Origin of the sequence: Chloroflexus sp. MS-CIW-1, assembly GCF_030444705.1 — a bacterium.
Classification (GTDB): Bacteria; Chloroflexota; Chloroflexia; order Chloroflexales; family Chloroflexaceae; genus Chloroflexus.
On record NZ_JAUBWR010000003.1, the window covers coordinates 218534 to 238755 of the forward strand.

General features: G+C 54.1%; 19 protein-coding genes. 15 read left to right on the plus strand and 4 right to left on the minus strand.

Annotation, left to right across the window (positions count from 1 at the left end):
• Positions 1-56 precede the first annotated feature (56 nt).
• On the plus strand, positions 57-1907 hold the full coding sequence (locus QTO31_RS18065; protein ID WP_301430507.1) for an APC family permease: 1851 nt from the start codon (positions 57-59) through the stop codon (positions 1905-1907).
• Positions 1908-1919: 12 nt separating this feature from the next.
• Here the strand turns inward: QTO31_RS18065 and QTO31_RS18070 are convergent, their stop codons facing one another.
• The 4 genes from QTO31_RS18070 to QTO31_RS18085 all read right to left on the minus strand — a co-directional run bounded on the left by QTO31_RS18070 (position 1920) and on the right by QTO31_RS18085 (position 6070).
• Positions 1920-2750: a PfkB family carbohydrate kinase gene (locus QTO31_RS18070; protein WP_031460028.1), complete on the minus strand. Its 831-nt coding sequence runs from the start codon at positions 2748-2750 to the stop codon at positions 1920-1922.
• Between the two features lie 974 nt (positions 2751-3724).
• The gene (locus QTO31_RS18075; RefSeq protein ID WP_232218998.1) at positions 3725-4606 is read right to left on the minus strand and encodes an alpha/beta fold hydrolase; all 882 of its coding nucleotides are present in this window, start codon (positions 4604-4606) and stop codon (positions 3725-3727) included.
• A gap of 106 nt (positions 4607-4712) precedes the next feature.
• Positions 4713-5789 (minus strand): DUF4097 family beta strand repeat-containing protein, encoded by a 1077-nt coding sequence (locus QTO31_RS18080; RefSeq protein WP_301430508.1) that lies wholly within the window; start codon positions 5787-5789, stop codon positions 4713-4715.
• A gap of 20 nt (positions 5790-5809) precedes the next feature.
• Complete coding sequence (locus tag QTO31_RS18085) at positions 5810-6070, minus strand: hypothetical protein (protein WP_301430509.1); 261 nt, start codon at positions 6068-6070, stop codon at positions 5810-5812.
• Between the two features lie 125 nt (positions 6071-6195).
• Here QTO31_RS18085 and QTO31_RS18090 point away from each other — a divergent pair, with 125 nt between their 5' ends.
• From QTO31_RS18090 to QTO31_RS18155, 14 genes are all read left to right on the plus strand, one after another.
• Positions 6196-6690, plus strand: coding sequence for an NYN domain-containing protein (locus tag QTO31_RS18090; RefSeq protein ID WP_301430510.1), 495 nt, complete (start codon positions 6196-6198; stop codon positions 6688-6690).
• Positions 6691-6698: 8 nt separating this feature from the next.
• Positions 6699-7562 (plus strand): class I SAM-dependent methyltransferase, encoded by an 864-nt coding sequence (locus tag QTO31_RS18095; protein ID WP_301430512.1) that lies wholly within the window; start codon positions 6699-6701, stop codon positions 7560-7562.
• Entirely contained in the window at positions 7555-7938 is a 384-nt protein-coding gene (gene folB / locus QTO31_RS18100; RefSeq protein ID WP_301430513.1) for a dihydroneopterin aldolase, read from the plus strand. The genes QTO31_RS18095 and folB overlap by 8 nt, the downstream gene beginning before the upstream one ends.
• Positions 7935-8603 carry a RibD family protein gene (locus tag QTO31_RS18105; RefSeq protein ID WP_301430514.1) on the plus strand — a complete coding sequence of 223 codons (669 nt, stop codon included), beginning with the start codon at positions 7935-7937 and terminating at the stop codon, positions 8601-8603. Before folB ends, QTO31_RS18105 begins: the two co-directional genes overlap by 4 nt.
• Before the next feature lie 26 nt (positions 8604-8629).
• Positions 8630-9673: a zinc-dependent alcohol dehydrogenase gene (locus QTO31_RS18110; protein WP_301430515.1), complete on the plus strand. Its 1044-nt coding sequence runs from the start codon at positions 8630-8632 to the stop codon at positions 9671-9673.
• A 47-nt stretch (positions 9674-9720) separates the two neighbouring features.
• The gene (locus QTO31_RS18115) at positions 9721-10101 is read left to right on the plus strand and encodes a 6-pyruvoyl trahydropterin synthase family protein (protein WP_301430517.1); all 381 of its coding nucleotides are present in this window, start codon (positions 9721-9723) and stop codon (positions 10099-10101) included.
• A gap of 5 nt (positions 10102-10106) precedes the next feature.
• The gene (locus QTO31_RS18120; RefSeq protein WP_301430518.1) at positions 10107-11156 is read left to right on the plus strand and encodes a glycosyltransferase family 4 protein; all 1050 of its coding nucleotides are present in this window, start codon (positions 10107-10109) and stop codon (positions 11154-11156) included.
• Between the two features lie 109 nt (positions 11157-11265).
• Positions 11266-12393 (plus strand): hypothetical protein, encoded by a 1128-nt coding sequence (locus tag QTO31_RS18125; RefSeq protein WP_301430519.1) that lies wholly within the window; start codon positions 11266-11268, stop codon positions 12391-12393.
• A gap of 377 nt (positions 12394-12770) precedes the next feature.
• Positions 12771-13352, plus strand: coding sequence for a cold-shock protein (locus QTO31_RS18130; protein WP_301430520.1), 582 nt, complete (start codon positions 12771-12773; stop codon positions 13350-13352).
• A 71-nt stretch (positions 13353-13423) separates the two neighbouring features.
• A complete protein-coding gene (locus QTO31_RS18135; protein WP_301430521.1) occupies positions 13424-14080 on the plus strand; it encodes an NYN domain-containing protein in 657 nt (218 codons plus the stop codon).
• 839 nt (positions 14081-14919) lie between these two features.
• On the plus strand, positions 14920-16662 hold the full coding sequence (gene ilvB / locus QTO31_RS18140; RefSeq protein ID WP_031460251.1) for a biosynthetic-type acetolactate synthase large subunit: 1743 nt from the start codon (positions 14920-14922) through the stop codon (positions 16660-16662).
• A gap of 37 nt (positions 16663-16699) precedes the next feature.
• Positions 16700-17239 carry an acetolactate synthase small subunit gene (gene ilvN / locus QTO31_RS18145; protein WP_301430522.1) on the plus strand — a complete coding sequence of 180 codons (540 nt, stop codon included), beginning with the start codon at positions 16700-16702 and terminating at the stop codon, positions 17237-17239.
• Positions 17240-17345: 106 nt separating this feature from the next.
• Positions 17346-18368 (plus strand): ketol-acid reductoisomerase, encoded by a 1023-nt coding sequence (gene ilvC / locus QTO31_RS18150; protein ID WP_031460253.1) that lies wholly within the window; start codon positions 17346-17348, stop codon positions 18366-18368.
• A gap of 70 nt (positions 18369-18438) precedes the next feature.
• Positions 18439-20145 carry a 2-isopropylmalate synthase gene (locus QTO31_RS18155; protein ID WP_031460254.1) on the plus strand — a complete coding sequence of 569 codons (1707 nt, stop codon included), beginning with the start codon at positions 18439-18441 and terminating at the stop codon, positions 20143-20145.
• The last annotated feature ends 77 nt before the right edge of the window (positions 20146-20222 follow it).

A 20222-nucleotide genomic window follows, 5' to 3' on the forward strand; every position in this document is an offset into this window, starting at 1 on the left:
TTTTTGTGACACGCACCAGAACAACATCCTAGTGCCAGAGCAAGGATCCTGTGGCTATGTTTGCCCAGATTAAGCGCATTCTCGTCGGCAGACCGATTGCGACCGAACACCAACATCAAGAGCGTCTCAACAAAGCAACTGCGCTTGCCGTCTTCTCCTCTGACGCGCTGTCTTCTGTCTCGTATGCAACAGAGGCAATTCTCACCATTCTCGTGTTGGGAGGCAGCACCGCATTAGGACTTTCATTACCAATTGCGGCAGCGATTGCCGGTTTACTCATAATTGTTGGCTTTTCCTATCGACAAACCATTCATGCCTACCCGCAAGGCGGCGGTGGCTATATCGTCACTCGCGACAATCTGGGTGACCTACCAGGGTTAGTTGCTGCCGGCGCCCTTCTCATCGACTATGTGCTGACGGTAGCTGTGAGTATTTCAGCCGGAGTCGCTGCAATTACCTCGCTGGCAACCAACTGGGGATTCCCCACATTACGCGATCATGCCGTAGAAATTGCCCTGGTCTGTATCCTGATCGTTACTATTGCGAATTTGCGCGGTGCAAAGGAGAGTGGCCTCATCTTCTCGGTGCCAACATACGCATTTATTAGCGGGATTTTAATGATGATTGGGGTAGGGATCGTTAATGATCTGCTGTACGGTGCCGAACCGGTACAGCATTCGATTGATCCTGACATTCCCTTGACAAGCGAAATGGTATCGCTCTGGCTCATTTTGCGCGCTTTTGCGGCAGGATGTACTGCACTGACTGGGATTGAAGCAATCAGCGATGGTGTACAGGCTTTTAAACCACCGGAGTCACGAAATGCTGCAATCACCCTGACCTGGATGATCAGCCTGTTGGTAACGATGTTCCTCGGCATCACCTGGCTGGCTTATGCCCATCAAGCTGTACCGAATGAGTTCACTCACGAGACTATCGTCTCACAAATTGCGCGTACAATTTTCGGGGTTGGCCCGATGTACGTCTTCATTCAGATAGCTACGGCGCTAATCCTGGTGCTAGCCGCGAACACTGCTTTTGCCGATTTTCCGCGCCTGGCATCCTTTTTGTCACGCGACCGATTCCTTCCCCGTCAGTTTTCTTCGCGCGGTGACCGGTTAGTCTTCTCAAACGGCATTCTGATGTTGGGTTTTTGCTCGGCGATCCTGGTCATGATCTTTCGTGCCAACGAGATCGCGATGCTGCCACTGTACGCCGTCGGTGTTTTCACGTCCTTTACACTCTCCCAATCGGGCATGATACGCCGCCACTTCCGCTATAAGCAACCGGGCTGGCACTACAGTGTGTTGATCAATGGCATCGGTGCTACTCTCACCGGGATCGTGTTGATCATTCTGATCGTTACTAAATTCACCCACGGTGCCTGGATCGTTATTACAGCTATCCCGTTGCTGGTCCTCATGTTCCGAGCGATTAACCAGCACTACCGGCGTGTAGCTGAACAATTGTCGCTGAGTGGAGCCATTTTACCGCCCGAACTGCGCCGCCATACTGCGATTGTACTGGTCAGTGGTATTCACCGAGGAGTATTGCCGGCTTTACAATACGCTCGCTCTATCGCCCCGGATAATGTTACTGCTGTCTACGTTGATCTTGACCCCGAAGCTACCGAAAAACTTCGGACCCGTTGGCACCAATGGGGCTGCGAGATACCACTAGTGGTGCTTGAATCGCCTTACCGTTCGTTGATCAACCCGATCTTACGCTACCTTGAAGAGGTCGAGACGCGCTACGGCGATGATGTGATCACCGTGATCCTCCCCGAATTTGTTCCGGCCCGCTGGTGGGAGCATTTACTACATAATCAGACCGGTCTGTTGATTAAGACCGCGTTACGTCTACGCGGAACAGTGGTAACCAGTGTGCCATACCGATTGGAACGCTAGCCGCTGATCCTCTTACGACTGATCGGGTACAGTTGCCATGCGCCGGACAATCTGTCCCCGATCAGGAAGAGCTGCGTCTCCAGGCCCTTCAACAACACATGCTGCCGCTGCAGCGGCAAAACGAGCGGCCTGAAATGGATCACCGGTTTCCCAGAGACGAATGAGAAAAGCCGTAGCGAAGACATCACCGGCGCCAGTCGGATCATCTTCCTGCGCCGGAAACGCCGCAATGTGGTGTGGTCGACCATGCACAAACATGGTTGCACCCGCTGCGCCGTGAGTGACAATGCCTATCGGCACCAGACGAGCGTAGTGAGCCGCCAATTCAGTATCACCACCAACATCTTCGCTGCTCAACGTCAGTACATGCACATGCGCCAGATCGGTTGGCGTTGGTCGCCAGCGCCGAGGACGGATCGGTGACGGCAAATCAGCTTCCCAATCGCGAAGCCAGCCCTGAGCTGTAGCGCCAATCAGCGCACCGGCAAAGAATGTCGCCAGCGTCGGCGAACATTCGTGTAAGACCGGTCCTAGCAACACAATCGGCGCAGTACGCCACACTCTCGGCAGTGCAGCTTCGGTAATCGATGGGGCAATGGCATGCAACCACTGCTGTCGTCCGGCAGGTGTGTAGCGATTCTCGAACGTAGAACTGACCGTTGCAGGCACGCTGATCCAGGCAATTCCCGGTGGCACAGGTTCAACACTGGCGGTCACAATAGCCGCTCGTAGCCCTAGCCGTTGCGCCAGCAGAGCTGCAAAGCGTGCCGTACCACCAGATGTTGAGGTGTTGTCTGGCAACAGATCGCGAGTAACGTGACCAATCGCAACAAAATCGATCATTGCGAAGCAACTCCAACTTAGATATGTCTGAAAAATGATCCTTTTACTTTAGCTTTGTCGGTGTTACATGGACTGCTGAAGCCAGGCTTCAATAGTCTACCTGCAACTCTACGTTCCGAAGGGAATATTCAGGCAAGTCTCGTTTGTTTGACGCTTAATATGCAGAATTATAGCAGAGAGGAAAAGAGCTTATGGAGGGTCTGAGGGGGTGGCCCTCACCTCCCCCCTGCCCCCCTCCTCTCCCACGCTTTGGGTGAGGAGGGGGGATTATCCCCCTCACCTTCCCCCAACCCCCTCCTCCCCACGCTGTGGGAGAGGAAGGGGGGGATTATACCCCTCACCTTCTCCCCAACCCCCTCCTCCCACGCTGTGGGTGAGGAGGGGGGATTATACCCCTCACCTTCCCCCCAACCCCCTTCCTCTCCCACGCTGCGGGAGAGGAAGGGGGGGATGAGCGGAGCAGGGGCGATCTCACAAACCAGATCACCCCTCTCCCACGCTGTGGGTGAGGAGGGGGGATTATCCCCCTCACCTTCCCCCCAACCCCCTCCTCCCCACGCTGTGGGAGAGGAAGGGGGGATGAGCGGAGCAGGGGCGATCTCGCGAACCAGATCACCCCTCTCCCGCAGTGCGGGAGAGGGTGCGGGGGTGAGGGTTACCCCCGCACCCTCCCGCTCCCCCTAGAAGCCTATCCGAAATATCCTGTTGTAGAAGCAGATCGGTTGAGGTACAGCGGCGCTGCGCCTGTACATCAGGATACACTCGTGGGGATATGGTGTCATCTTGTCCCATCCGGCAACTTCTGCGGCATCAGATGATCGTTCATTGTATTCCATCCATCGACGAGTTTCATCTGTTAGACCGTGAGGCGATTATTCGGAAGGCTCCTATAGGATGCGGGCCAGAGGCCCGCGCTCCCAGGTATGCAGAATCGGCCATTGCATACGACCAGAAATTGAAAACCTCGAACGGATCTAGCTCTGTGCACTTACCTGTCGTAACCAGGGTAGGAGAATATCAAGAAAGGCTTTGGGCGTTTCATCAAAGGGGCAGTGACCGCTGTCGGGAATGATCTTGATCTCAGCGTGCGGGATCATGCGCTGCCTGATGATCTCGGCATGAGCCGGTGGGATCGAGCGATCTTCGGCGCCCCAAATGAGCAAAGTGGGCTGCCGAATCTCACCTGGCTTCAGATCAAGCACCAGATTGGTAAACTCGCGACTGACTTTTAGGTACGATCCCGCTCCATAACGTCGTAGTGGGCCACTGAATGTTTCTACTAACTCAGGTGTAACACATTCCTTGCGATGGTACGCCGATAGCAGCCCTTGCCGTACCCCCCATCGATTCCCGAACACGCCAGCCAGTGCCTCACCAACAAACGGTGAGCCAATCGCGTCGAGCATCAGCCGATCAAAGGCACTCAACGGACGTGCCTGTAATTGGGCGCCTGAACTATTCACTAAAACCAGAGCCTGAACCAGTTCGGGATAGGCACGAGCCAGTTGTGCACTGACCACGCCTCCCATCGAGTGCCCGATTACCACTGCTGGCTGACCAATAACGTCACGAATAAAGGCGGCTGCCTGCGCTGCCCAACGTTCACGACTTGGCCGTCCCGATGGGCGAGCAGAGTAGCCAAAATAGTAGAGGTCGATGGCATAAAGGGTATGCTCACCGGCGATTGGCCGCATCACCGGACGCCAGTGCTCTATCAGAGCGCCATAACCGTGGATCAAGAGCACCGGTAGCCCATGAACCGGTGATGATTTCCAGACCCGCATGAGGCCATCGGGACCTCTGTGATATTCTTCGCGGATTTCAAACTTCCGCACTGTATCAGTCTCGGCTTGCATGACCATGATCAATCCTTCGCTTGCATAAACTATTAGAAACAGCAAACGTGGTTTGCATAATATCAGCATACCACGTTTGCAAATATTTTGCACAGATTTTTCCAAATCATTCCTCGCGCAAACGGAGGGAAATGTCGCCCGATGTTGTCTCCACTTTCAGCATCGTTTGCCCTTGACCAAAGGTTGCCGTTAGCGAGCGTGCGCTAGCCTGTTGATCGGCGAATTGGACCGGTAGACTGATCCGCCCACTCACGGTTGTAATATTTATCCGGGCATCGAGTGGTTTGCTGAGGGTAAGTTCAACATCGCCAGAGATAGTTACCATCTCTTGCTGTTCACTTGCCAGTTGACCGGTGAAACGGATGTTACCGCTGGTTGTTTCAACGCTTATCTGATTCGCTCCCTCGGCCTCGATAGTGACATCGCCGGAGATCGTGATGATGCGTGCAGTGGTATACCTGCCACGCAGCGCAACATCACCCTCGGTCGTTTCTACTTGCAAATCGGTAAATTGTCCAACCGCTTCCAGATCACCACTTACCGTCACAACGCGCAGTGAACCATCGTGGTTACGCACCTCAATATCACCGCTCGTCGTCTCGATAGTCAACTGGCCGTTCGTGTCACTGGCAACCACATCACCGCTGATCGTCGTAATGTCACCGTTCGACACAACTTGTCGTAACATCACATCGCCCGATACCAGTCCGACGTTAAAGGTCACATCGGGTGGGAGCGCCAATTCCAGACGAGCATACGGATCACGACCGAAATGCCACATTATCTGAGGCTGATGACGCACATGCACGTATAGAGTATCACCACGCTGTTCAACCTCGATGGTCACCTGCGTTGCCGCTGCAGCCGCAGCCTGCGTCGCCCAACCGAAACCATGTCGCTCGCCACTCAAGATCACTTCTTCACCGGTGGTACCAGATAAGATCACCTGATCGTTGATACCTGTCACTTCAACCCGACTCACCGCAAAACGTTGGGTAGATATGCTCTCGGCAGTACCAGCGCTGGCGAGATTAAGATTGATTCCAGCAATCGTACCGCGACTCACCAGCTCAAAAAGGAACCAGCCAAGACCACCTAGAATAAGAATGATACCGAGTAACCGTCTCCGTAGGAGGTGGCCGGGCAGAGACTCTGGTTGTGATGGTAGATCAGTTTGTTTCATCGGTTTTTCCTGCTCATCTTTCATTGTTTCCCTTTCATCACATCCGACGTTGCGATCACAGCGAGAGTTGCAAATACGCCATGGCAAACAGCACGGCAGAGACCCACACCAGAAAACGCATGCTCGTCCATTATGCTAGTCACGACACCGGTAAGGTTGAGAGCAACAATGTGCTCATGCAGCAGGGCAACGGTTTTCTTTTCTACCGTATGATAAGAACCAAAAGAATCCGGAAACCTCGAAAAGCACTGATGACGATGCTCCAGCAGATAGGCTTTCACACCAGGATTTCTGTGAGTCAGAACGGAATTCCATCCTATTTTCAATGCTCTCATAAGAGCAACTTAGGCTAGAATACCAGTATGAGTGTTTTTGCGAACACCATTCTTGAGGATATAATCAGCGCATGCCTATTTTAATTGATGGACACAACCTGATCGGCCAAATGCCTGATATCGATCTTAGTGATCCGGATGACGAAGCCAAACTGGTTGCAAAGCTGCGTCGCTATGCCGCCAAAAAACGTGGTCGCAAAATCGTAGTCGTGTTTGATAGAGGTGTGTACGGTCATCCGCAGAATCTCAACGGTTACGGAGTTGAGACACGGTTTGTCAAACCGCCGCAGAATGCTGACCAGGAATTGATTCGTCAGATTCGTGCCATTCGTCGCCGTGAAGAATGGCTGGTGGTTTCATCAGATCGGGCAGTGGTCGGTGAAGCGCAGGCACGCGGCATTCGGGTGATGTCAGCCCAAGAGTTTGCCCACCGCTTACAGATGCTTGATCAGCCACGGGTGAATGCCCGTGATAAGCGGGGCGACCGCCCTCTTAGTAAAGCAGAGATCGAAGAGTGGCTCCACTTCTTTGGAGTTGATGAGGATGAAGATACGCTCTACTATTAACTAACGCTATGCTAGACCCGATTACCGAACAGAATCGTCGTTCCTGGAACGCTGTCGTACCGGTGCATATCAGTCACCACGCCGATGAAGCCACGTTTCTACGCAATGGGGGATCGACCCTGTTTCCAGAAGAAGTCGCACTGCTCGGCGATGTGCGTGGCTGTCGATTGCTGCACCTGCTCTGCAATACCGGCGCCGATAGTCTCTCGCTGGCAGCGCAGGGGGCAATCGTAACCGGGGTTGACCTCAGCGATGCGGCTATTACTCACGCACGAACATTAAGTGCTGCCAGTGGTATCCCAGCTACATTTGTTCAAGCCGATGTCTACGAATATCTGGCCAGCGCGACCGCAGCAAACCTGCAATTTGAGCGAATCTACGCCGGTTACGGGGTTATCTGCTGGCTACGCGACCTCGCTGCATTTGCCAATGGTGTTGCAGCGCTGCTTACTCCTGGTGGGCGCTTTGTATTAATGGAGTTTCATCCGGTTTCAAACATGTTCACCACTGACTGGCAACTGGCTTACGATTATCCGCAGTACGGTCAGGCGTTGACCCTGCCGGGAGTAGGGGATTATGTTGGTGCCGCTGAAGGTGGGCTATCGCCATCGGGATTTTCACCCGGCATAAGCAATTTTGTTAACCCAGAACCCTGTACGCTCTACCGCTGGGGAGTAGGCGAGGTTGTGACCGCATTTGCTCAGGCTGGCTTACATATACGCGCATTCCATGAATACTGTTATGTCAATGGTGAGCGACCATTTATGCGAATGGTGGCGCGAGACGGGCGCCGTATGTTTCCCCCTGCCGACATACCGAATATCCCGCTGATGTACGGTCTGGCCGTAGAAAAGGACACTGCTTATGCATGATTGGGGAATCGGACATGACCGCATTATTTTAAGCGGTATGCAATTTATCGGCTACCATGGCACACGTCCAGAGGAAAACCGGCTCGGACAGCGATTTGTTGTGGATGTTGCGGTACAGCTCGATCTGCGCGAGGCAGGACTGAGCGACGAACTAAGCCAGACAGTCGATTACAGCCAGATTCATGATCGCGTTCGCGACATTGTTTGCGGCCCACCGTTTAAACTCACCGAGGCAGTTGCCGAACGGATCGCCACAGCCATTCTGCAAGATCATCCGTCGATTGTGGCAGTGGCTGTCCGGGTGACAAAGCCCGGAGTACGGTTAGGTGAGACCATCCTCGCCGGTTCAGTTGTAGAAATCGTGCGCCGAAGATGATGCGTCCTCGAGTTACGCTATGTTTTGCTCAAACACTTGACGGACGGGTTGCCGCCGTCGATGGTAGCTCACAGTGGATTAGCGGATCAGAGTCACTGCGCTTTTGTCACTATCTGCGGGCAAATAGTGATGCGATTATGGTCGGCATTGGCACGGTGCTGCGCGATAATCCACGGCTTACCACACGGCTGGTAGAGGGACCTGATCCGCTACGAGTTATTGTTGACAGCCATCTGCGCACGCCGCTTAACGCGGCTGTGATCCGCGACGGTGCGGCACGTGGTACGGTGCTGGCGTGTACCACAGCAGCAACCGCTGATCGACGCGCTGCGTTCCAGGCCTGTGGCGCAACCATCCTGACCCTCCCAGAAGCTGCTGGAGGTGGAGTCGATCTGGCTGCACTCCTTACCGCCCTGGGTGAACGAGGCATTGCTACGGTTATGGTCGAGGGTGGTTCACGAATCATCACCAGTCTGTTGCGCGCAAAACTGGTTGATGCCGTAGCAATCACGATTGCACCGTTAATTCTCGGCAGCGGGCCAACGGCGATTGGTGATCTAGGTATTCCGACGCTGAGTCAGGCATTGAAATTCGCCAATCCCACCTGGACACCATACGGGGTTGATGTTGTGCTTGAAGGGAAACTGGTGTACGAGAATGTGTGAGTAAATGAGGCCAACGAACGATCACTATGAGACCACTTACTGCACAAGCCATCTGGTTTACCGCACCGCATACTGTCAGCATCCGTGAGGAAACTGTACCACCACCTACAACCGGCGAGGTACGCATTGCCGCCATTGCTTCGTTCATCAGCCACGGTACCGAACGGCTCGTCTATCGCGGCGAGGTCGAACCAACGCTTGCACTCGATCTGCCAACGCTGCGGGGTAGCTTTGCGTTTCCGATCAAATACGGTTACGCTATCGTTGGCAATGTAATCGATGTTGGGCCAGAGGTTGAGCATCTTCGGATCGGCGATCCGGTTGTTGCCTTACATCCTCATCAAACAATATTTACTATCCCTGCTCATCTGGTCAAACAACTACCTACCTCTCTCCCGCCAGAAGCTGGTGGATTCTACGCCAACGTCGAAACTGCGCTCACCATTTGCCACGATGCGGCTCCCCGTCTGGGCGAAACGGTTGTCGTTTTGGGGCAAGGTGTGGTTGGGTTACTGGTCACGCAACTCTTGCAGCGCGCCGGCGCCCGCGTCATCGCCGTCGAACCCGACGACACCCGCCGCGCATTGGCAGAGCGATTCGGCGCTTTGACCCTCGCCTACGCCGATCAAACGACTATCGCCGACCTCACTGACGGTCGGGGGGCAGATATTGTGATTGAAGTCAGTGGCGCACCATCTGCACTACAACAGGCAATAGAGCTAACCGCCGTTGAGGGGTTGGTCGTGGTCGCATCGTGGTACGGCCAGAAACCGGTCACGCTCACGTTGGGTGGACACTTTCACCGTGGTCGGGTACGGTTGCGTTCCTCACAGGTTGGTCGGCTGGCTCCTGAAACGTATCCACGCTGGGACTATCATCGTCGTAGTCGCACGGTCATCGAACTGCTGCCGCAGTTACGTTTGACCGAACTTATCAGCCATCGGTTTCCATTTACACAGGCAGCGACAGCGTACACCTTGATCGATCAGGCCCCAGCAGGTCTAGTGCAGGTGATGCTCCGGTATGAGTCGCTATCACCGGCGGAACATCTACACCAACCGCATTCGTAAGCGAGGGCCTGTTCCGGCTGAGAACTATATCCTGAAAGGAGATTACTATGTACGAGGTCGGCATATCTGCCCAATTTGAGGCAGCTCACCGGTTAGAAGGCAACTTTGGTCCGGCTACTCGGATGCATGGCCATACGTATCGCATTGAAGCGATTGTCACCGGAAATCATCTGCATGCTGATGGAACACTGTTTGACATCACACGCCTGCAAGATGCGGTCAACGCAATCGTTGCCGATCTACACTACCGTGATCTGAGTACCGTTGAAGGTCTGCAACACATGAATACCACTGCCGAAAATGTTGCCCGATACTGCTGGGAACGGATTGCGCCGGCAGTCCGTGGTGTTGGCTTGCAAACCTTGACGGTGCGTATCTGGGAAAATCCACAGGCGTTTGCCAGTTACAGTGCCGCGCTGGAGAGATAGAGGGTATGACGCTAAACCTCGCCTTCCTTACCGTCGGTAATCCTGATCGCCGTACCGGTGGCTACCTGTACCACCGCGAAGTTTTTCGCCGCTGGCATGCATGGGGACAACCGGTTGATGAAATTGTGCTGGGGCCAGCAGATGTAGCCGGACAACTCGCGGCCAGGGCACAGGTGGGGCGCCGTATTGATCCAAGTCGCTACGATGTTCTAATCATTGATGCACTTGCCCGTGTGGTAGTTGCACCGTGGATCGATTCCTGGCGCACATACCGACCAATCGTCGCTCTCATCCACGAGCTACCTACGATTGCTGGCGCCAACGATCTATACGAATACGAATGGGAACGAAACCTGCTCCGCGCCGATGTCCTAGTTACCGTCAGTGATGAAGGTGCAATGGCCCTGATCGAGCGTGGCGCCGACCCAACCCGCATGTATATCGCATCTGGCGGTTGTGATCGTTTGCGAAACTTTATACCGACGAATCTGCCCCGTGAAACGCTGGTCATCTCTGTTGGGCAGTGGATACCGCGCAAAAACGTAGCCCACCTGGTGCGATCCTGGGACCAAATCGCGCCTACCACCTGGCGACTCGAATTGATTGGTGAAACTGATGCCGATCCTGACTACGCAACAGAAGTCTGGCAGGCAATACGACACTGCTCAGCACCGGTTATCGTGCGTGGTGTATTACCTGACGACAAGCTGGCCGAATGTTACGCCCGTGCAAGTATTTTCGCCCTGCCATCACGATTTGAGGGGTATGGCCTAGTCTTTGCCGAAGCGCTGGCATGCGGATTACCGGTCGTCGCCGGCGCCGTTGGACCCGTACCGACGCTGGTTGGCAACGGTGGCATCCTGGTACCGCCTGACGATGAACAGGCACTGGTGAACGCCTTGCGCACCGTTATGGCAGATCCGCTCCTACGTCAGCATCTGAGCGAGGCGGCCCAACAAAGGGCTGCTTCGTTACCACGATGGGACGAAACTGCCCAACGACTACTGACAGCCGTTACAAACGCTTTTACAGGATACACCACCCAAAAAACCTGACAAAATGTTCATATTCTTTGCGAGACGCTATCCCAAATGGTACAGTGGAGACGGCGTCAGCCTCGCACGCCTGTGACGATCAGCTACAAACACAATAGGAGCCATCACCATGATCAAAGTTGCCAGGATCATCATCGGCACCGCCCTGATTGTTTTGCTATCTGCCTGTGGTGGAGGAACAACCGGCAACACCTCACCCTCACCGACTGTCGAAGAAACGCGACCGACCCGCACCCCACGACCAGCCGCCAGCAATCCCTCACCGACCGCTAATCCGTCACCTGCCGCTAAACCCACAACCGCTACCGCTGGCACGTCTGAACGTCCACCCGTCATCAACACCCAAACCGACTTCCGTGGCCTGGGGAACGTCCAGGTTGAGATGAACATGGCAGGTGTTGCGAGAGAGGAAGGCAAACCAGAGGAGCCTTTTAACCTTCTGATACGTCAGATCATCCTCGAAAACGGGGATCGGAGTCTCACGATCGAAAGCACATCAGCCGATAGTCGTCTCGTTCGTATCACCAATATACAAATCGGTGGCGAAACGTACCAGTATTCAGAAGAAGGAAGTCAACAATTCTGTTTCTCAATGGGGAGCATGGCAGACCTGTTTGAGGGGAGTATGCTCACACCTGATCAACTGATCGGCAATCTGGAGAGTGCACAGCTCGTTGAACGCGGTGTCCAGGTGAACGGTTTTACGACCGATCGCTACACCTTCTCCGTTAAAGAACAAACGGCGAATTACCAGGGTGAAGCGAAAGGCGAGATTTGGGCAGCGAGCAATCCGGCGATTGTGGTACGCCATGTCGGTAAATTAATCGGCACGATTACCGGAATTGTCGAAGAAGATGGCACCGCACCTCTCCCGAGCCAATTAGGTAATCTGCGCTGGGAGTACAATGTTACCAGACTGGCAGCCAACACCACGCTTACATTACCTGAAGCTTGTGCGCAGCAACAAGCTGCTAGCGCCGACATTCCGTTTCCGCCGAACGTGAGCAATCAGGTGCGCATGGGAGACCTGATCAGCTTTGAAACAACCGACTCACCAAAAAACGTCGCAACCTTCTATCAGACTGAGATGGAAGCAAAGGGCTGGCGCACTGGCAATACCAGTCAGTATGACAACACCTACTTGCTTACATTCACCAAAGACGGACGTGAGGCCTCGATCACGATCTCGGTCATTGATAACAAGACGACGGTGATTATCACCATCAGCTCATCGTGAGGGGGTATAGGGGCAATAGTACACAGCCCTCATCTTCCCCTACCCCCTTCCCCTCCCCGTGGAGGAGAGGAAGGGGGTGTGAGAGATGCGACGCCGGGAAGACCTAGGCCCGCACCGAGCTTCTGCGATCCCACGACGAGCGGCAGGGGGAGCGGGAGGCAAGGTGTGGGATTCGGAATCGACACCGAAAAGAACGCTGAGCTTCAGAGTACCTGCTCCACATATCTTCGCGTTAAACGACATTTCTTCCCGCTTGCCCCTCGAGTCAGTACCAAAATCATGAACTACCAAAGTACTATTGCAAGTTTATACACAACAGTAGTATTATAGTATTATCCTTTGTTGTATGTCTCAAAACTTTACATATACACAAATGTATGAGTACAATCTGGTTTCGTGGCATACTTGACACCTGGTTCGATGACAAAGGGTATGGTTTCATTACGCCTGACACAGGGGGAGAGGAAGAGAGGGTATTCGTCCACATTACCGCTTTTAGTAAAATAAATCGTCGCCCTCGGGTAGGAGACATTGTTACCTATACCACCGCAACTGATAGAGATGGAAGAATTCGTGCCGATTATGCCTGGATTGAAGGGGTTTCAGCACGACCTCGGAACTTTTATCGCCAGCGAAAAACCCGTCAATCCCGAAGTATGCTCGATGTGCTTTTGGTAGCCGCTATTATTGTGCTGTTTTTCATTGCCAGCGGCCTGGTTGTAACCATCCTGGCTGGCGATACTGTCCAGGCTACCATCACGCAAATCGTCGCCAAGCGTCCAGGGCCGCCAGAATGTGTGATTAAAGGCAATATCTCCATCGAAACCGGAGAGAAAATCTATCACCTCCCCGGTATGAAAGACTACGACAGAACCAGAATTAACGAACAATACGGAGAACGCTGGTTCTGCACTGAAGAGGAAGCAATCAAAGCAGGTTGGCGGAAAGCCGGTAGATGAGTTTATGCTAGTTCAGGATTTATCTTTGAGCAGCATCACATGCTGGTGATGGTGCAATAGGATCAAGGTCTATGAGCAACCTCTGTCGCATTGGCGTTTTCTACGACGGTTCCTATTTTGCGTATGCACAATCGCATTATTACGCGGTGCAACGAGTGGGATGGCTCTCATTTCCACCATTCCACCGGCTTATCGAGCAGTTCATCAGCAGGAAAGAACAGCGCTACGCGATGCACCGGATCGTGTACGCGAGCTGGCATCAAGGTCTCTTTCCTTCATCGCAGACTACAGAAAAACAGTTCCAGGTTGAACGGAACCGCCATATCGACCTGATGCACGCCGGTATCGAAGTGAAATATACACCGATGGCTCCCAATGGCCACGAGAAAGGCGTCGATGTTGCACTGGCAATTGATGCCATGGAAAAGGCGCTGGAAGGAAAAATCGATGTTGCTGTTCTTGTTTCGGGAGATGGCGATCTCGTACCGTTGGCCCGTGCGCTGATGAAACATGGGGTACGGGTTGGCGTCTTCTACTTTGAGTACGATTCACCACAGCGCAACAGTACTGCTAACCAACGGCTGTTGAGAGCATGCAACTATTCCTTCGATGTTGGAAGCTTGGCAAATCATCCGAGTACCGTTGAGGTTTTCAACAGCCTGTTCTCGCGTCCACCACAAGCGACGGCAGAAGTGGCATCGCAAGGACGGCAGGTGGTACAGCGATAGCCCTACCGGCGTCTACCGGCATTTCATAGGGATCGGCAATGTTGTCTGTGCCGGCCCGTGAAGAGTGCCTGGTCTCCGTCATCGCTCATATGGGGAAAGGACGGATCATGGTCACAGTGGGGAGGAGACCGGAAGGCATTGGCATTTCTCTCGTATGCAGGTATCCCATAGACTACGTCTCGGCGCAAGAATGGGGGCTGACCGTAGAGACCACCACTGGTACGAGCAGCAGCACATCCCGACACGCGCTACAGTCGAGCGAAAACGTTAACAAGCCTTACGGGTTTACAAATTCTAGTTGACAAACTGAGAAGTGTGTGGTATCCTCATCGCGGATCAGGAATTTAGGCAAAGAGTACAAATCTATGACTGCTCGCTTTGTAAGCCTTATCCTTCTCGTACTCGTACTCCTCCTTAGCCTTATCGGCGGGTGGAGCAGACGTGTTTAGGGAGGGGAAGGACGCAAAGCCCTAGTGCAGGATGCAAGACTGAACCTCCCGATGTTCGGGAGGTTTTTTAGTACCCTTGTGAGGTTGATGTTGCGGCTTATGAACTATATCGTACACCTGATGCGACAGCCGCAACCGATGCTCGTGCCGGTTGTATCCGTCCGGCAGCTTGTGTATCCGACAGTTCACCGCCGTCGTACCGACGCATCGCTCCGCGCTCGGTCACTCACATCGCGGTGAGTAGCGGCGAAAAGCCCCACTGCTGTGGCCCGTTGGTTGGCGACTCGGTCGTTATAGAAGGTCGAGCGCAATACAGCGCTTAAGACCACTTGTACGTCTGTGTCTACAAGGGTTGTATATTCGCACGTTCATTGTCACAGGAGTAGTCCGATGACCAAACCACTCACCGGTGCCCAGATTATGTGTGAGGCCCTCATCCGCGAGGGGGTCGAAGTGATGTTCGGAATTCCCGGCGGTGCAATTATGCCCTTTTACTACGCGATGTGGGATTACCGAGACCGGCTGCGCCATGTGCTCTGCCGCCACGAGCAAGGGGCCGGTCATGCCGCTGAAGGGTATGCCCGTGCTACAGGCAAAATTGGCGTCTGCATCGGTACCAGCGGCCCCGGCGCTACTAATTTAGTGACACCTATCGCCGATGCGATGATGGATAGTACCCCCTTGCTGGCAATCACCGGTCAGGTCGGGAGCCACGTCCTTGGTAAAGATGCGTTTCAGGAGACCGACATCACCGGTATCACAATGCCGATCACCAAACACAACTACCTGGTGAAGAATGTCGATGAGCTACCTTACGTCTTCAAAGAGGCTATTTACATTGCCACAACCGGCCGACCTGGCCCAGTCTTGATCGACATCACAAAGGATGCGATGCAGAAGACGACCGTGCCCAATTGGGATATTAAGCTCAACTTGCCCGGTTATAAACCAACCTATCAGGGGAATCGGCGCCAGATTCGTGAAGCGATTAAATTGTTGATCAGTGCAAAGAAACCGTTGATCATCGCCGGTCACGGAATCATTATGTCCGGCGCCCATCGCGAACTGCAAGAGTTTGCCGAACGCTTACGCATTCCCGTGATTACCACACTGCATGGTATTGGCGCGATCCCTGAAAATCATCCTTTGTGTATCGGTATGCCCGGTATGCACGGTTGGGTTCACGTTAACCGGGCAATTCAAGAATGTGACGTGCTCTTCAATATCGGCGGTCGCTTTGATGACCGGGTGACCGGAAAGGCAAGTACCTTTGCTCCTCATGCTCGCATTATTCACGTTGACATCGATCCTTCAGAAATCGGGAAGAATGTACGGGTTGATGTACCGATTGTCGGTGATGCCCGCCTTGTCTTGCAGGCCCTGCTTGAAGACTTGCCACCACCGAGCGAGCTGGCCGAGTTGCATACGCATGCCTCGGATTGGATGGAACATATCCGTGAAATGCAAGATAAGCATCAGGGTAAGCAGCAGTACAAGAATCGGGCTGCGATGGCTAATATGGCCTTACCACCGCACGATGTCTATGAGGCGTTAAGTCGTACCCTCAATGCCCGCGGCAATTACCGGGTCGTTACCGATGTTGGTCAGCACCAGATGTGGGCAGCGCAGTTGATCGATTGGAACGCTGGCCCACGCACGCACATTACATCGGGTGGCGCCGGCACGATGGGCTTCGCGGTACCGGCAGCGTTGGGCGTGGCAATCGCCTGCCCCAACGATACCGTCTGGGCTATCGTGGGCGACGGTGGCTTCCAGATGACCAACCAGGAAATGGCAACGATTGTGCAGGAAGGGCTAAAGAATATCAAGGTAGCGGTGATCAACAACGGTTACCTGGGAATGGTCCGGCAGTGGCAAGAGTTGTTCGAGCACAAACGCTACAGCGGTACCCCCCTGTCAGGCCCCAACTTTGCAAAACTGGCCGAAGCCTACGGCTGGAAGGGGCTGACGGTAGAGCGCAGCGAAGATGTGCAAGATGCAATTGACGAGGCCTACGCGACCGACGGACCGGTACTGATCGACTTCCGGGTTGAGCGTGAAGTCAACGTCTTCCCGATGGTACCGCAAAACAAGTCAATTGGTGAGATGATCCTCTCGGAATCACAAGCGTAGCATGCAACAGCGACCGTAATCTCAGGAGTTGTACATTATGAAAACGCACACCATCGTTGCCCTCTTACAAGATCGACCCAGTGTACTGAGCCGTGTCATTGGATTGATCCGCCGCCGAGGCTATAACATCGAGAGTCTGGCCGTCGGACATAGTGAAACCCCCGGTGTTAGCCGTCTCACGCTGGTCGTTGAATCGGAAGATGTTGAACAGGTTGTGAAACAGCTCTACCGCCTGATCGAAGTGATCAAGGTGAGTGATGTCACCGACGATCCAACAGTTGAGCGCGAAATGACGATGATCAAACTGCATGCACCGGCAGCCGTGCGCCACGAGATCATCTCGATGTGTAGTGTCTTTGGGGCGCGGATCGTCGATGTAGGTACCAATACGATGATTATCGAGATGACCGGTACACCGGGCAAGGTCGAGAATTTCATCGAAGTGGTACGTCCTTACGGTATTAAAGAGATGATGCGCACCGGACGTATTGCCATGGTACGCGGTGCGCGCGGTCATAACGCCAGTGAGTATGTAGAGCCGTCAACAAACGGCGCTACGGTACCGGTACTGAACTAGCTTTGTGATCATCTGAGACGCCCACAGTGGGCGTCTCAGTGGTTTCTCAAGTCTATCGCAGGCGAACAACCGTATCTGTCGCCCAAGAGTGAGGAATTGAACCGTTATGGCAGAACTCTACTACGACAATCAGGCTGACCTCAACCGTTTGAAGAACAAACCGATTGCCATCATTGGCTTTGGTAGCCAGGGGCATGCCCATGCCCGTAACCTCGCCGACAGTGGTCTCGATGTGCGCGTTGGTCTGTATCCAGGCTCGAAGAGTTGGGCCAAGGTTGAAGCGGCTGGCCTGAAGGTTATGACAGTTGCAGAAGCCGCCCGTGAAGCCCAAATCGTGATGATACTAACTCCCGACATCGGTCAAGCTGAACTCTACCGCGAGCATATTGCACCGGCAATGGAACCCGGCAAGACATTGATGTTCGCACACGGCTTCAATATTCGCTTTGGTCAGATCGTGCCTCCAAAGGGAATTGACGTCAGTATGGTCGCACCAAAGGCGCCCGGTCATCGCGTGCGTGAGGTGTTTGTTCAGGGCGGTGGCGTACCGGCATTGATCGCGGTCGAGCAAGATGCAACCGGCGGTGCGTTCGAGGACGCTCTGGCTTACGCCAAGGGCCTGGGCTGTACCCGTGCTGGCGTGTTGCGGACAACCTTCGCCGAAGAGACGGAGACCGATCTGTTCGGTGAGCAGGTTGTGCTCTGTGGCGGAGTGAGCGCGCTGGTCAAAGCTGCTTTTGAGACCCTGGTAGAGGCCGGGTATCAGCCAGAGGTTGCCTATTTCGAGTGTATGCACGAGCTGAAGCTGATCGTTGACCTCTTCTATCAGGGTGGCCTCAACTACATGCGCTATTCGGTGAGTGATACTGCTGAGTGGGGTGATTACACTGCCGGCCCGAAAATTATCACCGATCAAACGCGGGCGGCTATGCGTCAGATTCTGGCCGACATCCAGAGCGGTGCCTTCGCCGAAGACTGGATCGAGGAAAATCACAACGGACGCCCGCGCTTCAATGCGTATCGTCAGGCCGACATCAATCATCCGATTGAACAAATTGGCCGTGAACTGCGCCGTATGATGCCCTTCGTGAATCCGCGTGAGGTTAAACCCGGCGAGGGTGGTGCCTGAGAGTGTATCAGCGTCGTGGTCGGCAATGTTTCGGCCACGACCTGCCCCAGTAACGCAACAGGAGGTACCTATGACCAACACAACTGAACCGAGTGTAGATTACGTCCGTATCTTTGATACAACCCTGCGCGATGGTGAACAGGCTCCTGGCTGCACTATGACGCTGGAAGAGAAATTAGAGGTCGCCCGCCAGTTGGCTCGACTGCGGGTAGACATCATCGAGGCCGGTTTTCCGGCTGCTTCCCCCGGCGACTGGGCAGCAGTGCACGAAATTGCCCGTGAGATCGGTACGCCCGATGGCCCGGTTATCGCGGCGCTGGCCCGCGCCAATCGTGACGACATTGATAAGGCGTGGAGTGCGATCCAACCGGCAGCGAAAAAGCGCATTCACACATTTATGTCAACTTCTGACATTCATCTTGAATACCAATTCCGTAAAACACGCGCCGAAGCCCTGGAGCTGATTCACGAAATGGTCAGCTATGCGCGCTCGCTGTGCGAGGATGTCGAATTCTCGCCGATGGATGCCGGTCGCACCGATCCGCTCTTCCTGCGTGAAGCTGTTGCCGTGGCCGTGGCCGCCGGAGCGACAACCCTCAACATTCCCGATACGGTTGGTTATCTCACTCCTGATGAGTACGGGGCAATGATCCGCGATTTGCGCGAGAATGTACCGGGCATTGAACGTTGCATTCTCTCGACCCATTGCCACGACGATCTCGGCCTGGCAGTGGCTAATTCACTGGCCGGTGTGCGGGCTGGCGCCCGGCAAGTTGAGTGTACGATCAACGGTATCGGCGAACGGGCAGGTAATGCCTCACTGGAAGAAGTAGTAATGGCATTGCATACACGCCAACAGTATTACGGCCTGCGTACACGGATTGAGACTCGCGAAATTGCCCGCACATCGCGACTGGTCAGTAGCTTTATCGGCATACCGGTGCCACCGAACAAGGCTATCGTCGGGGCCAATGCTTTCGCCCACGAATCGGGTATCCACCAGGACGGCGTTTTGAAATATCGGCAGACTTACGAGATCATGAGTGCCGAGACAGTAGGTCTGGAAAGCAATACGCTGGTGTTGGGCAAGCACTCAGGCCGCCACGCCTTCCGCAAGTATCTTGAAGAAAAGGGCTACCAGCTAAACGAAGAGGAATTCCAGCACGTTTTTGCCCGCTTCAAAGACCTGTGTGACCGGAAGAAGCGGGTTGATGATCGCGACATTGAGGCATTGATTGCCGGTGAGATGCAGCACACACCAGAGTTGTATAAACTCGATCACGTACAATACGCATCGGGTGTCGGCATGATCCCGACGGCAACTGTGCGACTGATCGGGCCTGACGGACAGGCCAAAGTTGACAGCGCTCAGGGTACGGGGCCGGTAGATGCTGTTTATCAGGCGATCAACCGCATCATTCAGCGCCCCAACGAGTTGATCGAGTTCTCGATCAATGCCATCACTGAGGGGCTTGACGCAGTCGCCGAAGTGACGGTGCGCATTCGCGAGCAAGGTTCACCTACCCGATTGAACGAGAGTAGCAGCACTGCAACCAGTCTGACAGGCCGACGTCCAACCCAGCAGATTTTCAGTGGCTACGGGGTACATACCGATACCATCGTGGCTGCGGCCCAGGCGTATATGGCTGCCCTCAATAAGATGCTGGCAGCGCGCCAAGAGCGGATTAAGGCGGAAGCGATGGCCTATTCTGCCGGCTACAGCGGTGAAACGAGTAGTTTGCCGGTTGACATCTTTGGTGGTAGCACGCTCGGCTAGGTTCGATGCAGATTGGGAATGGTGACCACTTTCCTTTCCCTAACCAGAGTACAGAGAAGTGAGCAACAAGCGTGGGT

Bases quoted from the DNA above. Each gene is read 5' to 3' on its own strand.
- QTO31_RS18065 (WP_301430507.1), top strand. From the start codon at position 57: ATGTTTGCCCAGATTAAGCGCATTCTCGTCGGCAGACCGATTGCGACC.
- QTO31_RS18070 (WP_031460028.1), bottom strand. From the start codon at position 2,750: ATGATCGATTTTGTTGCGATTGGTCACGTTACTCGCGATCTGTTGCCA.
- QTO31_RS18075 (WP_232218998.1), bottom strand. From the start codon at position 4,606: ATGCAAGCCGAGACTGATACAGTGCGGAAGTTTGAAATCCGCGAAGAA.
- QTO31_RS18080 (WP_301430508.1), bottom strand. From the start codon at position 5,789: ATGAAACAAACTGATCTACCATCACAACCAGAGTCTCTGCCCGGCCAC.
- QTO31_RS18090 (WP_301430510.1), top strand. From the start codon at position 6,196: ATGCCTATTTTAATTGATGGACACAACCTGATCGGCCAAATGCCTGAT.
- QTO31_RS18095 (WP_301430512.1), top strand. From the start codon at position 6,699: ATGCTAGACCCGATTACCGAACAGAATCGTCGTTCCTGGAACGCTGTC.
- folB (WP_301430513.1), top strand. From the start codon at position 7,555: ATGCATGATTGGGGAATCGGACATGACCGCATTATTTTAAGCGGTATG.
- QTO31_RS18105 (WP_301430514.1), top strand. From the start codon at position 7,935: ATGATGCGTCCTCGAGTTACGCTATGTTTTGCTCAAACACTTGACGGA.
- QTO31_RS18110 (WP_301430515.1), top strand. From the start codon at position 8,630: ATGAGACCACTTACTGCACAAGCCATCTGGTTTACCGCACCGCATACT.
- QTO31_RS18115 (WP_301430517.1), top strand. From the start codon at position 9,721: ATGTACGAGGTCGGCATATCTGCCCAATTTGAGGCAGCTCACCGGTTA.
- QTO31_RS18120 (WP_301430518.1), top strand. From the start codon at position 10,107: ATGACGCTAAACCTCGCCTTCCTTACCGTCGGTAATCCTGATCGCCGT.
- QTO31_RS18125 (WP_301430519.1), top strand. From the start codon at position 11,266: ATGATCAAAGTTGCCAGGATCATCATCGGCACCGCCCTGATTGTTTTG.
- QTO31_RS18130 (WP_301430520.1), top strand. From the start codon at position 12,771: ATGAGTACAATCTGGTTTCGTGGCATACTTGACACCTGGTTCGATGAC.
- QTO31_RS18135 (WP_301430521.1), top strand. From the start codon at position 13,424: ATGAGCAACCTCTGTCGCATTGGCGTTTTCTACGACGGTTCCTATTTT.
- ilvB (WP_031460251.1), top strand. From the start codon at position 14,920: ATGACCAAACCACTCACCGGTGCCCAGATTATGTGTGAGGCCCTCATC.
- ilvN (WP_301430522.1), top strand. From the start codon at position 16,700: ATGAAAACGCACACCATCGTTGCCCTCTTACAAGATCGACCCAGTGTA.
- ilvC (WP_031460253.1), top strand. From the start codon at position 17,346: ATGGCAGAACTCTACTACGACAATCAGGCTGACCTCAACCGTTTGAAG.
- QTO31_RS18155 (WP_031460254.1), top strand. From the start codon at position 18,439: ATGACCAACACAACTGAACCGAGTGTAGATTACGTCCGTATCTTTGAT.